Source organism: Mucilaginibacter aquariorum (genome assembly GCF_024498135.1).
Classification (GTDB): Bacteria; Bacteroidota; Bacteroidia; order Sphingobacteriales; family Sphingobacteriaceae; genus Mucilaginibacter; species Mucilaginibacter aquariorum.
Map to the genome: position 1 here is coordinate 15,015 of NZ_JANHOH010000017.1, position 15,146 is coordinate 30,160.

15 protein-coding genes are annotated in these 15,146 nt (G+C 41.9%); 13 read left to right on the plus strand and 2 right to left on the minus strand.

What is annotated here, in order from left to right:
• Positions 1-15: 15 nt before the first annotated feature.
• Complete coding sequence (locus NPE20_RS26555) at positions 16-573, minus strand: flavodoxin domain-containing protein (RefSeq protein ID WP_256541750.1); 558 nt, start codon at positions 571-573, stop codon at positions 16-18.
• Between the two features lie 170 nt (positions 574-743).
• On the opposite strand from NPE20_RS26555, the gene NPE20_RS26560 reads away from it, so the two are divergent.
• From NPE20_RS26560 to NPE20_RS26575, 4 genes are read left to right on the plus strand one after another with little or no spacing between them, the layout of a single operon-like run.
• Positions 744-1,385 (plus strand): nitroreductase, encoded by a 642-nt coding sequence (locus NPE20_RS26560; RefSeq protein WP_256541751.1) that lies wholly within the window; start codon positions 744-746, stop codon positions 1,383-1,385.
• Positions 1,386-1,408: 23 nt separating this feature from the next.
• Positions 1,409-1,552, plus strand: coding sequence for a hypothetical protein (locus NPE20_RS26565; RefSeq protein WP_256541752.1), 144 nt, complete (start codon positions 1,409-1,411; stop codon positions 1,550-1,552).
• A 4-nt stretch (positions 1,553-1,556) separates the two neighbouring features.
• The gene (locus tag NPE20_RS26570) at positions 1,557-2,675 is read left to right on the plus strand and encodes a S1C family serine protease (protein ID WP_256541753.1); all 1,119 of its coding nucleotides are present in this window, start codon (positions 1,557-1,559) and stop codon (positions 2,673-2,675) included.
• A complete protein-coding gene (locus NPE20_RS26575) occupies positions 2,639-3,373 on the plus strand; it encodes a metallophosphoesterase (protein WP_354003296.1) in 735 nt (244 codons plus the stop codon). Before NPE20_RS26570 ends, NPE20_RS26575 begins: the two co-directional genes overlap by 37 nt.
• A gap of 62 nt (positions 3,374-3,435) precedes the next feature.
• On the opposite strand, the gene NPE20_RS26580 is transcribed toward NPE20_RS26575, so the two are convergent.
• Positions 3,436-5,004, minus strand: coding sequence for an RNA/DNA-binding domain-containing protein (locus tag NPE20_RS26580; protein WP_256541755.1), 1,569 nt, complete (start codon positions 5,002-5,004; stop codon positions 3,436-3,438).
• A gap of 345 nt (positions 5,005-5,349) precedes the next feature.
• Between NPE20_RS26580 and NPE20_RS26585 the strand changes: the two genes are divergently transcribed.
• The 9 genes from NPE20_RS26585 to porN all read left to right on the plus strand — a co-directional run bounded on the left by NPE20_RS26585 (position 5,350) and on the right by porN (position 15,017).
• On the plus strand, positions 5,350-6,465 hold the full coding sequence (locus NPE20_RS26585; RefSeq protein WP_256541756.1) for an NHL repeat-containing protein: 1,116 nt from the start codon (positions 5,350-5,352) through the stop codon (positions 6,463-6,465).
• A 39-nt stretch (positions 6,466-6,504) separates the two neighbouring features.
• Positions 6,505-7,635 carry an NHL domain-containing protein gene (locus NPE20_RS26590; protein ID WP_256541757.1) on the plus strand — a complete coding sequence of 377 codons (1,131 nt, stop codon included), beginning with the start codon at positions 6,505-6,507 and terminating at the stop codon, positions 7,633-7,635.
• Between the two features lie 117 nt (positions 7,636-7,752).
• A complete protein-coding gene (locus tag NPE20_RS26595) occupies positions 7,753-8,199 on the plus strand; it encodes a DUF1569 domain-containing protein (RefSeq protein WP_256541758.1) in 447 nt (148 codons plus the stop codon).
• A gap of 96 nt (positions 8,200-8,295) precedes the next feature.
• Complete coding sequence (locus tag NPE20_RS26600) at positions 8,296-9,282, plus strand: DUF4271 domain-containing protein (RefSeq protein ID WP_256541759.1); 987 nt, start codon at positions 8,296-8,298, stop codon at positions 9,280-9,282.
• Between the two features lie 10 nt (positions 9,283-9,292).
• Complete coding sequence (locus NPE20_RS26605; RefSeq protein ID WP_256541760.1) at positions 9,293-10,057, plus strand: uroporphyrinogen-III synthase; 765 nt, start codon at positions 9,293-9,295, stop codon at positions 10,055-10,057.
• A 254-nt stretch (positions 10,058-10,311) separates the two neighbouring features.
• Positions 10,312-11,634, plus strand: a complete 1,323-nt coding sequence (porK, locus tag NPE20_RS26610) for a T9SS ring complex lipoprotein PorK/GldK (RefSeq protein ID WP_256541761.1) — start codon at positions 10,312-10,314, stop codon at positions 11,632-11,634.
• A gap of 43 nt (positions 11,635-11,677) precedes the next feature.
• Entirely contained in the window at positions 11,678-12,481 is an 804-nt protein-coding gene (gene porL / locus NPE20_RS26615) for a type IX secretion system motor protein PorL/GldL (RefSeq protein WP_256541762.1), read from the plus strand.
• Positions 12,482-12,514: 33 nt separating this feature from the next.
• Positions 12,515-14,032 carry a type IX secretion system motor protein PorM/GldM gene (gene porM, locus NPE20_RS26620; protein WP_256541763.1) on the plus strand — a complete coding sequence of 506 codons (1,518 nt, stop codon included), beginning with the start codon at positions 12,515-12,517 and terminating at the stop codon, positions 14,030-14,032.
• A gap of 7 nt (positions 14,033-14,039) precedes the next feature.
• Positions 14,040-15,017: a type IX secretion system ring subunit PorN/GldN gene (gene porN / locus NPE20_RS26625; protein WP_256541764.1), complete on the plus strand. Its 978-nt coding sequence runs from the start codon at positions 14,040-14,042 to the stop codon at positions 15,015-15,017.
• Positions 15,018-15,146 lie beyond the last annotated feature (129 nt).

Genomic DNA, 15,146 nt, shown 5'->3' on the forward strand with positions numbered 1-15,146 from the left:
GCGCCAGGATCTATTTCAGTTAAGGACATTTAACCGGTTTTCCTTACCGGCAGTTAGGCTACCGGTTTGCTGATGTTGTTCGATAGCCTTAATCACCTGATCCAGGGCGGTGCGGTCCATGCGGTCAAAACCTGAATTCATGTTTGCCTTTTGTTTCGGATCCTTGGCCATCATCGCACCCAGCTTTAAACCGATACGGTCCAGCCAGGAAAGTTTGTCGATGACACAGCGGCCGGGTAAAAAGAACACCTGCGCCGATCGCTGAAAGGAAGGTGTCAGGTTAGTTTCGATCAGCTTACGCTGTTCGGCCTGATTCTCGTCCGTCGAACCGCAAACAATAAACAAAAATACCTTTTTATCAGCCAGATCGCTTAAATGCAGTATGAGCCATTTCCGGAGGTAAAGCTTTCCGATATAAACCGAACTGCCCAGGATGACCACGTCATAGCTGGACAGGATCGCAGCAGTTGCATTTTCTGCCCGCATCCTGGGCAATTTTAAAGCCTCTGCTAACCACTGAGCATACTGATCGGTCGCGCCGTACTTACCCGCATAAATAATGATGCCTTTCATAACTTTCAATTTGAACCGCAATTTCGCTCAGGGAAACTGATCGTAAAATGATGCCGGTCACCTCAAAGACTGATCCGCATGCCGTGGTTAATCATAAATCCGGGTGACCCCGGTCACGGGTCAAGGCTGAAGTCCTCTTTAACTTTAACAACAGAAAGTATGAACATCTGATGAAAACAATAAAAACAAGCGAGGAGCTACCGGAAACCCTTCGGACCATTTACGAACGCCGGTCGGTGCGTCGCTATAAGGATCTGCCGGTAGAACGGGAAATCTTATCCCGGATCATCGACGCCGGCAGGATGGCGCCGACGGCCATGATGAAACAACCCTGGCACTTTTATGTCCTGACCGAAAAAGAATCGATCGAGGAGTTTTCTAAAGCCATCATCAAGACCTTAGCCAAAGAAATGGTGCATGAAGGCCCGGCCGGTATCGTTAAACTGGCGGCTGGCGCATTGTATAGCCTGTACCATAGCGAGCTGCTCAAAGGGCCCGATATCTTTTACCACGCGCCGGTCGTCGTTTTCCTTACTGCACCCAAGGATGAACCCTGGGCCTGTTACGATATCAGTATGTGCGCTCAGAATATGATGCTGGCCGCCAAAGCCCTCGGCCTGGACAGTTGCCCACTGGGTGTTGGCAAAGCGGTCGAACACACGCCTATTTATTATAAACTGCGTATCCCGTACCCGGAGCAAGTTTATCTGGCGCTGGTCTTTGGTTACGGTGATGAAGCGCCGAAAGCCCACGAACGCTTAACAGCTAACGTACACTTCATCGATGATCCGGAAACCAATACCAAATCCTGATTACATTCTCAATTTGTCATACCATGAAACAAACACATTTTATTCAACCCCGCAGGCGCCGGCTGACCTGGACCGAAAAACACAGCAAGCTCGCCACCCTGATCACCATCGGACTGATCATTTTATTGCTGATCGTATTCTTCCTGTTCCCTCAACTTGTTGGCTAGTATCATGAAAAATCCGGCGATATCCATCCTTTGCGCACTCCAGCTTTTGCTGCCGCTGCTCGCTGCTGCGCAGTCGGCCGACCTGAGTTATGCCGCCGCCAAGGCCCTCCCGGCCGTTGTGCGGGTCCAGTCGTACTGGTCCGATAGCCTGAACGACGTTCGCGCCGGACAGGCACTGCGTATGGGTATTAAATCTTCCGGGGCTAACGGGTCCGCCATGATCGGCAGCGCTTCCGGTGTGCTATTGTCACCTACCGGTGACATCATCACCAACGCCCATATCCTGAACGGTGGCGACAGCCTTGTGGTGATCTTAACCGATCGCAGGACCTACCGGGCTAGGCTGACCGGCATGGATGAGGCCACGGATCTGGCCTTACTCCAGATCTCCGAAAATGGCCTTCCCTTCCTGGAATTAGGCGAGCCATCACTGGTTCGCGTGGGTGAGCCGGTGCTCGCCGTAGGCAATCCGCTGGAACTTAATTCTACGGTCACCTCCGGTATCCTGAGCGCCCGGTACCGTCCCATCGATGAGCCCGAAACGCCCGGCCAGGTTAATTCCTTTCTGCAAACCGATGCCGCCAGCAATGAAGGCATGAGCGGGAGCGCCCTGGTCGACCGCAACGGCAAACTGATCGGGATCAACTCCGCGATTATTTCCCCCAACGGCACCTTTGCAGGTTATGCTTTTGCCATTTCCGCAGACCTGGTCAAAAAGGTCTGGCAGGACCTGAGCAAGTATGGCCGGGTACAGCATGCGCAGCTGGATATTACTTTCCAGGATATGGATGACGCACAAGGCAAACGACTCGGTACCCCCAATATTCAGGGGGTAGTCATTACCAAAGTCCTGAAAAACGGTGCCGGCGAGCGCGCCGGACTTCGCAAAAATGACATCATCAGCCGTTTTGATCAGCAGAACCTCATTTGCGCCTCTCAACTGAGGGAACTGCTGGCGCAGCATGCTCCGGACGACCGCGTCGCTTTAACCGTCCGGCGGTCACAGCAGGAGCTCACGGTTTCCGTCACACTCTCAGTAGATCACCGAATCCAATCAGAAAAGATCACGTTACGAAAAAATCGCAAATCCCGGATCATTCAGGTCTATCAACCGCCTATGTAAAAGCTACCCCCATTAAGCCCATAGGCGACATTTTGATATTGGCTGGCGATGTTACTTTGTTTACCAGGATAGATAGACATAGGGACTTTTTTGATTATATCAGTGATCACTTTGAAGCAACCTATTGGATACCAGGAAATCACGAGCACTATCAAAGTGATATTTCAAATAGATCGGGTTCATTTGAAGAAAAAATCAGAAATAATGTGTCACTGATAAATAATGTGGTTAAAAAAATTGGCGCGCATCAGTTACTGTTTTCCACATTGTGGTCGTCCATCAGTCTTTTAAATGGCTGGCGGATAGAACGTGGCCTGAATGATTTTTATCAAATTAGTTATGATGGAAAGCGCTTTCAAATTCCCGACTATAATTATTTTCACGCAAATAGCCTTACGTTTCTACGCTCAGCTTTAGAAGAAGATACACCAGGTAAAAAAGTAGTGATCACACATCACGTTCCAACTTTTAAAAACTACCCTCCAGAATATAAAGGAGACTACCTGAACGAGGCTTTTGCAACGATATTAGATGATTTGATTTTAGATACCACGCCGGACTATTGGATTTACGGACATCACCATCAAAATATTCCTGAGTTTAAAATAGGTCATACAAAATTGCTGACAAATCAGCTTGGCTACGTTCAGCGCAATGAGCATTTACTCTATCATACCGATAAATGCATTGAACTTTAGCATATAATGGCACTACTGTAAATCCTTTCAACTGACGGCAAATAAATTTTATTACAAGAATTTCAGGTAGTGGGAGCGGTATTGCTGGTTTGATACTTTTGATATTTACTGGAAAGTTTATCAGGTTCGGTAAGAGTGATATAGCCAGCTTGTATTAGTGGTAAAATATGCAGGCGGTAATTTTTAGGTTGATTCGAAATGCCAAGGTGATCGAATATATCTACCCGGCTTTGGGGGATTTGACAAAAGTTTAATATTTCCTTTTGTTTTTGGGATAACAAAATAACATCTGTATTACCATCCCTATTACCATCTCTATTACCATCTCTATTACTTATCGCTTCTTTTCGGGCGTCAACTACCAGAACAATATCATTTTCAAAAGCAGGATGACAAAATATTTCTACTTCGAAAAAAGTACGTTCATCATCTGTACGAAAGGTTGGTTCTGGAGAGCCATTGCGTTCCAAAACACGTTTAATAGTGGGAATACCTGTGGCACGGCCTTCTGTTAAATCGAGTTCTTTTAAAAAATCCCCTAAACGGCGATTGCGGTAACGGCGTGGCCTTATCCTGCCGCTGATAAAATCTTCTTGACGGATAGAGCGATCAGGGCCACCATAATTAAGCAGCACGATGGATTCCGGCGAAACCCGAATTTCAACCTGTTCCCTCAATTGATAATCACGATGAAATAATGCGTTTGCCACGGCTTCTTCCAATGCAGCATAAGGATAATTCCAAATACGTGTTGCTTCTGCCTTGTCAGCTTGCTTAATGACCTTTTCTTTTAAAAAATTTGTTTTTAATAAGTCCAGTGTTTTTCTGATTAAAGTAGGTACTGGGCCTGTGATACGGGGGTATTCAATAAATTCTGATTCCCCTTCACCCTTTGGAAAATATACGACATCCACCCAAGTGGCCGGAAAGAATTTTTCTGGGTGTTCATTAAACATCATCAATGCCACATTCCGGGGAAAGCGGTGTTCGGGAGGACCATCAACCAGGAGCATCTGTTCTAATATTTCCGTTTTGGTATGCTGATCGGAGGCCTCCATCAATTTACTGCCTATCAAGCGCAAATGATCCTGAATGAGTACCATCGAAATATCATCTATACTGGCATATTGGTTGGAACGGTCATCAAAGGGAATCTGGTTGGCGAGACTAATCAGTTCTTGCTGAGTTTCCATATCTGCAACAGCAGAACTGGCATACCTACGAACATAATAGGAATATCTTTTTTGTTTGGCCGTAATTTGTTCGGGCACTTCATAAGGGCGGTTGGAGCCTCCTGGCACCCAAATAACTAAAATTTGCTGGCCATCCACAGTTTCAATAAAGAGTTTAGGATGGTAAACCGGATTAATCAGGTTATTATAGCCGATCATCTCTTTTTGAATAGAGGCAATCTTGGACGCACTTAAACCTACAATGGGGCGCTTGGCAATCCCGCTTTCTTCTTCCACGCCAATTAATATATAGCCACCACCCACATTTTCAAAATCATTCGCAAAAGCACAAATTGAACGGTATATGGCATCAGGATTCCATCCCTCTTTAAATTCTAGCCGTTCCGATTCAACAGAACGGGCGTTTAATAAATCTTCAATATTGACGTGTAATGGCATGTTGTAAAAATAAGGAGGAATGTCATAGTATCGAATTAAAATTTAATTCTCCATTTTAAAGCCCCCGCGATAAATTTTCTATCGCAGTGTTACTTATTTGTTACTTTTTGAATGTAACTAATTGTAATACACTTATAAATTCAATTCCGGCCATAGATGCAAAGGTATTGCAAATATTAATTTCTTGGGCTATTGGTTTATGCTGTATAAGTATTCTCGTATGGCTGTATAAATATGCTCACATATACCGGTATTTTATACAAAACAATAACGATTTAAGGAAGTGCTTGAATAACAGGCCGATGTTTTTTAGGTTTATATACATGCCTGCCAAAATAACCCACCATGAAAACCACCTGTTTTGTATTAAAATTAGGAGTTTTATTACTTCTTTTTGTAGCGTCCGCCTGTAAAAAAGAAGAAATAGCAAAACCTGTGCAAAACAAGGCAGGTGTTGAAGCCTTAGTTAACCCTAATCAAATTTTAGTGCATGCAGGAACTATACAGGGATCCCTTGACGGGCCCGCCTTGCAAGCACAATTCGATTGCCCCACATTTATTTCTGTAGGGCCAGATAAAAGCTTATACGTGTACGATAACAGCTTTTACATTTGGGCAGGGCAACTTAATAAAAATCACAGAAAAATTAGGAAAATTAGCTGCTTAGGTGTAGTTACAACATTTTATAGCGTGGCTAATCAGGATGCCGACATTGAGGGGATGGCTGTAGATAAAGATGGGAACGTGTATATCTCGCAGTATAGTCAAATAAAAAAAATTAGCGCTGATGGTAAAACGGTTAAGGTTGTAGCAGGTAGTTTAACGGAACAATCTGTACGTAGAGAGGGGCCTGCGCTTGAAGTGACTTTTGGCAGACCAGCAGGACTTGCCATAAATAAGGCCGGTTGTCTTTTTATACTGGATAGGGGGTACAATGATCTTAGAATGCTTTCAAACAACGTTGTAAAGTTTGTTGCGGGTGGAAATGTTTTTTTCGAACAACCCAAGGATGGGGTAGGAATAAACGCTGAATTTGACCGTCCACAATTTTTAAGTATTGATAGCAAAGATAACTTATACGTAACAGGCGGGTATTACGCTATAATTAGGAAAGTAACACCTAAGGCGGAGGTGAGTACCATTGCCATTCAGCAACCCGGGTTTTCTGGGGATCATTTAAGCACCTTTAGTCAAACAACGGTTGATCAATCGGGAAACCTATATGCTTCTTTTAATAATTATATAGGCGATGAACGACTATTTGATTTTTTAATATATAAATTTTCTCCTGACAATCAAAAAATCTTATTGGCTGAGAATCATTATGATTTAAAAGTTGGTAGCGGTGTTTTTGTGCCTGCAAATGGGCTACTGTTCCCAATAGGCTTTGCTGCTGTTAACGATACCTTGTATTTTTCGAATACAGTTGAACAAAAGATAAGGAAAATATCCCTACACTGAAATTTAATCAGATTATAAAGCCTACTAAAACTATTCACTATGAAAACCACCCGTTTAGTAATAAAATTAGGAGTTTTATTACTCCTTTTTACAACCCCCGCCTGTAAAAAAACAGATATGGCAAAATCCGCGCAAAGTAGCAAGGCAGCTGTTGAAACCTTAGTTAGCCCGGATCAAATTTTAGTACATGCAGGAAGTATACGGGGATCTGTTGATGGGCCGGCTTTACAGGCGCGGTTTGATTGCCCAACATTGATCTCTGTGGGGCCCGATAAATCATTATATGTGTATGATGCCGCATTCTTTATTGAAGCAGGAGGATCGCCTGTAAATAGAAGTATTAGGAAAATTAGCTGCCTGGGTGTAGTTACTACTTTTTATAAAGTAGCAGTGCAGGATGCCGACATTACCGGAATGGCGGTAGACAAAGATGGGAGTGTTTATATCTCACAGCAATATCAAATAAAAAAGATTAGTGCCGATGGTAAAAAAGTTAAGGTTGTAGCGGGTACAGATGTATCGTACCCACGTAAATATGGGCCCGCACTTGAAACAACTTTTTTTCAGCCGGCAGGGCTTGCCATTAATAAAAGCGGGTGCCTTTTTATTTTCGATAGGGGATATAATGAACTTCGACTGCTGTCAAATAATAAAGTAACATTTGTTGCTGGCGGGAATAATATTTTAAATAATCCCGAGCCAAGCGACATCCCTAAGGATGGTGTAGGAGCAAACGCTGAATTTGACCGCCCCGAATTTTTAAGTATTGATAAGGAAGATAACCTATATACAACAGGGGGGTACTTTTCTATAATCAGGAAAGTAACACCTAACGGCGAGGTAAGTACTATTGCCGTTCAGAACCTACAGTATGATAGTGATTATTATAGGACCCTTACTCAAATAGCAATTGATGGATCAGGGAATTTATACACCTGTTATAATAATGCTGCCGGCTTTAGTCAACGATTTGTTTTTTACATATATAAGTTTACCCCCGATAATCAAAAAATCCTATTAGCGGAGAGTTATTACCAAAAAGAAGACGGGGACGATCCCTTTTTGCCTGCAGGTGGTCTGCTTTTCCCAACTGGTTTTGCTATTGTTAATGATACATTATATTTTTCGAATACTGTTGAACACAAGATCAGGAAGATACCCATAAACTGAGATTAAATAAAGAAATTATTTGTCGCATTTACCCCCTTAAGTTGTCATTGTAGCCACCTGTTTTATTGGGCATCATCCCATAATTTTGTTTAAAAGCATTCAAAATTACATATGAAGATGAAAACAATATTTGACAAAGCAACAAGAGACGGATTAATCAACAGGATAAATGCCCTTAACGAAAATAACAGCGCCGAATGGGGAAAAATGACCGCCTATCAAATGGTAAAACATTGTGTTGTTTATGAGGATATGATGCTTGGCAAAAAACCTTTCAAACGGGTGTTTCTTGGATATATATTTGGCAAGTGGGCTTTAAAAACCTTAATTAGAGATGAATCTCCACTAAAGCGAAATATGCCGTCAGACCCAGGGCTTATCATAAAAGATAATTATGGCGATGTAGCATCTGAAAAAAAGAAATGGATCGCGTTAATCGAAGAATACGGGCTTGTTTCAAATTACGGGATCATGCATCCCTTTTTTGGGAAAATAACCAAAGAACAGATTGGTTATTTAGTGTATAAACATACCGATCATCATCTTCGGCAATTTAAGGGTTAATTGTTGTGCCGGCCATTCTACAGTAGATACAGCAAATTTAGTTTTGCATAAGCCACCATAAATGAGGTAAATTTGCGGCTCATGCGGCTTTTATACATGCGTTGGTTTATTTGCTTTTTATTTATTGTTGTTACCGGGTGTACTACGGCATATGCGCAGGTAGATACCATGAACACAACGCCCGATAGTATTTATAATCGCCCGCGCCAGAAAGGCCCTGTACCTTTTTTAGATTCGGTTGCCCATGCTACAGCTAACAGGGAGCAATTTGTATCAGATTCGTTGGCCATGTTGTATATTAAAGCACCAAGTGCGGATCGCCCTAATTTATTTGTAGATAGCTTGTTAAAAGCCAACGCTTATAAAGGCGACCTATACCTCAGCCTTTCTGCAAAATCAAAAGTAATGCAGGGTTATGGCCGTACCCGCCCTTCAAGAGATTCCTGGGTTATTGTTGTACTTGTACTACTGCTGCTTTTTACAGCGGCCCTTAATATCTCTTCAAGTAAGGATATGAGCAATGTGTTCCAATCCTTTTATAATCGTAAAACCACAACCCAGGCCGGCAAAGAAGATAGCCCCATTAACGTATGGACATTTATCGCTTTGTTTTTGTTATTCGGCTTTACTTTTGGGCTGTTCCTGTACCTGCTTACTACCGGTTACTATAAAGTTTATTACACAATAGGCGGTTTTCAGCTCTTTATCACCCTTTCATTTGTAATAATAGCATTGTTTGCGACTAAGTTTCTGGTATTAAAGCTTTTAGGTTTTGTGTTTGATATTAACAAACTGGTAAGTGAATATATATCCACGTTGTCGCTTACTTATTTTAACATTGCCTTTGTTTTTTTGCCCGTAGCGCTATGTTTTAGTTTAATAGCAGATAAGTTCATCCCGCTTTTACTTGCAATAACACTACTGTTTGTGATAGTTATTTTTATATGGCAGTATCTGCGCAGCAGCGTAAGTATTATTTCTAACTTTCGATTTCATAAATTTTATTTATTTATCTATCTTTGTGCCCTCGAAATTTGCCCCATATTGATTTTGATTAAGGCACTTAATATTGGATTTAGGTAGTAATTTACGTATGGCATTGGAAGATAGAAAGAAAAAGGTTAAGAGTATTTTAGTAACTCTGCCAAAACCTGAGAATGACAAAAATCCCTACGCTGAATTGGCCAAAAAGCTTAATTTAAAAATTGACTTTAGGTCGTTTATTCACGTTGAAGGTGTGCCTGCTAAGGATTTCCGTAAGGAGAAAATTAATTTGGCTGATTTTACCGCGGTGATTTTTACAAGCCGTAACTCTGCTGACCACTTCTTCCGCATTTGCGAAGAGATGCGTTTTGAAGTACCGGTAGAAATGAAATATTTCTGCCTTTCAGAAACCATTGCCCTTTATCTTCAGAAATATATTCAATATCGTAAGCGTAAAATATTTTTTGGCAAACAAACCGCTGCTGATTTGGCAGAGGTATTGAAAAAACATTCGGCCGAAAAATTCCTTTATCCATGCTCTGATGTAGCCGCCGAAGAAACCCAAAAGTTTTTGCTGGATAATGGCTATGATTTTACCCCGGCGGTATTATTCCGCACCGTATGCAGCGACCTGAGTGATCTGGCCGAAGTGTTTTATGATGTTATCGCTTTCTTTAGCCCTTCAAGCATTCAATCCTTATACAAGAACTTCCCCAATTTTAAGCAAAATAACACACGTATCGCGGCTTTTGGGGCCACTACACACAAAGCAGTACTGGAGGCAGGCTTAATTTTAGATATCCCAGCCCCAACGCCTGGAGCACCTTCAATGACCATGGCAATTGACCAATATGTTAAACAAGCCAACAAATAATTGATTGAACTGTTGAGCTACTGCAACATTTTTTAATAATTTAGCGTATAACGGTGAAAGTATTTATATATTAAAGAAATATTTTTACTGACTCTCATCATTTTACACAAAATGAAGGATGCGTTTTTTCCACTAATAAGGCATTTATTAGGGTTAAAAAACATTTTTTCGTTTTGGTTAGTGTAAAAGTGATATATTCGGGGGTGCGTTCTGTTGCAGAAACATAGAAAGCGATTACTGATTTTGGATACAAAATGAAACAAATATACTTTTTAATAATAGTTTTGGCCGGTACTATATTAACTGGTTGCGGTATAGGCGGCGGCGGAAATAATGGTGAGGTTACAGGGGTGAAGCAGCGTTCTTTTAGGGCGACAACCCCCCTAAACATGGTATATATTAAAGGTGGTACATTTTTAATGGGCCAAACCGATCAGGATGTAACCTTTGCACAAACATCGCAAACCAAGCAGGTTACTGTGCCCCCATTTTTTATGGATGAAACAGAGATATCCAACAGCAAATATAAACAGTTTGTATTTTGGGTTCGCGATTCTATTGCGATTACCAACTACTTAAACGATCCAAAATATTACATGCAACCCCGAAAAGGTGCAGCTGCCGACCCAAATGGCAGAAAATTTATCAATTGGAAATATGTTGCCAGTAACCCGGTGTTTAGCACACGTGGTAAAAATGCAGCAGCCAATGCTTCAAAATTACAAGGCCTGTATTACCAGGGAGACGACCGTGTGTTTGACCGCAACGAGATAGATGTACGCATGTTAAAATACAACTATGCTTTATTTACCTTACGTGAGGCTTCAAACTTCCGTAACGACAAAACAAAAAAACGTTCGGACTTTATTTTGCGTGACACTGTAGGCGTTTACCCGGACACATTGGTTTGGTTAAACGATTTTTCATATGCTGCTAACGAGCCAATGGTTGAGGGCTATTTTTCTCACCCGGCATACCGTAACTATCCTGTAGTGGGTGTTACCTGGCGCCAGGCAAGAGCATTTACCGCATGGCGCACACGTTTAAGCGATGGTGCCAAAGACGCCCGCAAAATACCGCACAACCTGCCTTACGCGTTACCTAACGATGCGGAGTTTGAATACGCTGCACGTGGCGGCAGGATAGGTACCGATTACCCTTGGGGCGGCCCTTACATAAAAAATGCTAAAGGTTGTTTAATGGCCAACTTTAAACCGGGCCGTGGTAACTATACCGATGATGGCGGTGCATATACGGTAAATGTTAGGTCGTATTTCCCAAATGATTTTGGATTGTATAATATGGCAGGTAACGTAGCAGAATGGACATCATCTGCATATGACGAGTCTGCATCTACATTTGTACATGACCTTGCACCAACATTTAATTATGAAGCCAAAGCAAGCGATCCTGAAGTGCTAAAACGTAAAGTAGTACGTGGCGGTTCATGGAAAGATATCGGTTATTTTCTTCAAAACTCAACCCGTACTTTCGAGTATCAGGATACCGCAAAATCATACATTGGTTTTCGCTGTGTAACACAATACCTTGGTCGCGATATCAAGGACAAACGCTAATCAAAACAACTAATTAATACAAAAATTATCTTTATTAAAGTTTATGGCTGGGAAAAAGAAACCATACGGAATCACCAATATTGTTTCATGGGGAGCAACTGTAGTTATTATAGGCTTACTATTTAAAATTCAGCACTGGCCTTATGGCGGTACTTTTATTTCAATAGGTTTATTAGCAGAGGCGGGCTTGTTTTTCATACTTGGTTTTCAAAGAGACGATAAAGAGGTAGACTGGACGCTTGCATATCCTGAATTGAGTGAAGACTTTGACGGAGAGAGACCAAAAGCATCTGCCAGGCCGGCGGTTACAAGTGGTTTTTCAAACACTGCAGCTTTAGATAAAATGCTGGAAGATGCTAAAATTGGTCCGGAACTAATAGGGAGTTTGGGTGAAGGCTTACGCACTTTTGGCGATAAGGTTAACAGCATATCAAAGGTTACAGATGCCGGCGAAGCTACCGTTGCTTTTACAAATAAAGTGAAACAGGCTACCGCAAGTTATGATAGTTTGAGCAATGCTTTTGAAAAAGCATCGGCCAACTTAAGCGAAATGGCTAATACCAATGTCGATTCAAAAGCATACCATGATCAGGTAACTAATTTGGCTAAAAACCTTTCTTCATTAAATGCCGTGTACGAACTGGAGTTACAGGATTCGAGCGCGCATTTAAAAGCAATGAATGGCTTCTACAAAAACCTGTCATTAACGATGAATAACTTTAACGAATCGTTAGATGATTCTAAACAGTTTAAAGAAGAAGTTGGGCGTTTAGCTAAAAACCTTGCATCGTTAAACTCTGTGTACGGTAACATGCTTACAGCTATGAACCAACCAAGGGTTAACTAACATATTAAGTATACCAAACAGATAATATAGAGCATGGCCGGAGGTAAGGAAACCCCAAGACAGCGGATGATAGGTATACTATACCTGGTATTATTAGGGCTTATAGCACTAAACGTACCGGATAGTTTACTGGATTCGTTTAGAAATATTACAAAGAGTTTAGACGCATCAAGAAGGAACGTTACTACAAGCTTAGAAACCACTTATAGCGCTTTTGAAGCAACCAAGCTAAAAGAACAGCCTGAAAAAGCAGGTCAATTATTGGCAAAAGCAAAAGAGGCAACTAAAATAGCTGGTGAGTTAAACTCATATGTTGAAGAGCTTAAGGTAGAAATGACCAAAAAAGGCGGGGATTATAATCCCGATATAGATGATGTGAGCGCAAGGGAAAGCCTTGATATTTCATCCGAAGTAATGATAAACGGAAAAAAAGCTGATGTATTAAAGCAAAAGATAGAATCTACCAAATCAAGGTTACTGACATTGTTGGGCAAAGATTCAGTAGGAATTAAATTTTCTTTAAACGCTGATGATTTGGGATCACGCCCTGGCTATCCCAAAAAATCATGGCAGCAGGCTTATTTTGGTGAAGGTATCCCATTAGGGGCTGCTTTAACAACATTAGCCAAAATACAAACCGATAATAAAAATGCCGAGAACGAGGTAGTAAAAAGGATATTAGGCAAGGTAGATCAAGCACAAGTAACTCTTAACCAGTTTAAGGCTGTTGCTGTTGCACCTACCAGTTACGTACTTTCAGGTCAGCAGTACAAGGCAGAAATATTTTTAACCGCTTACGATAAAAATTCGGATCCTACTATTACCGTGGGGGGCTCACCTATACCAACATCAAACGGTGTAGGAACTTATACCACAACTGCGAGCGGCGAAGGTGTAAGGAATTGGACAGGGCAATTATTGGTTAAACAGGTAGACGGACCACCAAAAGCATACCCTATTAGCGGCAGCTACATGGTTGCAAAACCATCGGCAGTGGTTTCACCTGATAAAATGAATGTGCTGTATATTGGTGTACCAAACCCCTTATCAGTTTCTGCGCCTGGCGTTCCAAAAGAAAGTATAAAAGTTAGCATGTCTGGCGGTTCTTTAAGTGGGGCTAACGGCCATTATATAGCAACAGTAAGGTCAATAGGCGCTGCAAAAGTAACGGTATTGGGTGATAAAGGCCTGGTATTAGGCTCAACAGACTTTCGTGTGAAACGTATCCCTGATCCAAAACCAATGTTTGCCGGCAAAAGTGGTGGCAACACCAGCGCAGCCAACCTGCGTGCGCAGGATAGGGTATTTGCTAAATTGGATAACTTTGATTTTGATGCTAAGTTTAACGTAACAAGGTTTACACTTATAGTAATAAAACCACGACAGGATGCAATAATATATTCCGCAACAGGCTCTGAGCTTACCGGAGCGATGCGTTCTGCTATGAGTGGCGTTACACCCGGGTCTACAGTGGTATTTAAGGAAATTATAGCGGTTGGGCCGGATGGCACACAACGCGGACTTGATCCGATAGTATTAACGGCTAATTAATGAAGTTATGAAGACAAGATTTTTGATTATTGTACTTTGCCTGGCTTGCAGTGTTTCTTTTGCGCAAAGGAAGAAATCAACAAAAAAAGCTGCGGCCAAAACCCCACCTCCGGTTACTTTAAAAGTTAAACCGGATACGCAGGTAGCAGGCGCTAATGGTGCTGCAAACGCAGGCATACAGCCAATTGATACAACAAAAAAACCGTTTGACCGCCCGTTGGATGGTTATTACAAAAAGAATAACATTTTAAGCGCCAAGGTAACACCCTATGCTAACCTGCGCGAAGCCGATGTAATGTTCGCGAAACGCGTTTGGCGCGAAATTGATCTGCGCGAAAAAATGAACCAATACCTGGCATCGCCAAAGGGAAGGTTAATAGATGTACTAATGGCTGCTATTGATGCCGGCGAATTAACTGCGTATGACCCAACAGCAACAAAGGATGACCCTAACGGAGATAGCTTTTCTAAGCCGTTAACCGGTGCACAGGCCCGCAGTAAAATGGCAGATAGCGCTGTAGTTGATCAGTTTGATAAAAATACAGGCGATAAAATAGGCTCAAAAGTTATGGCAGGTGAATTTAACCCCGATAGTGTTGTTAAGTTCCGGATAAAAGAAGATTGGGTTTTTGACAGGCAGCGTTCGGTTTTCGAACCCCGTATTATTGGTATAGCCCCACTTTTTAAACCTAAAGCAGCTGGTTTAGATCTGGATTATCAGCCCGCTTTCTGGATCTATTTCCCCGAAGCAAGGCCGATATTAGCCGTTAAAGAAGCCGTTAGCCGTAACAATGATGCAACGGGCTTAAGTTTTGATGATGTTTTTGTGAAACGCATATTTACCAGTTACATTGTTAAACAATCTAACGATAAAGACGAACGGATCCGCGATTACGCACAAGGTATTGATAAGCTCTACGAATCTGAACGCATCAAGAAATCGTTGCTTGATTATGAGTTAGACCTGTGGAAATACAGTGAGTAATTAATCCATGAATCGTCCTGAAATAAGTTGACAGATTTTACGATAGTCCCAGTTACGAGAGTAGCTGGGATTTTTGTTTATAAACACTTTGTGGTGTTTTCATTTTCAAAGATAAGTGTGGCCGGCGAT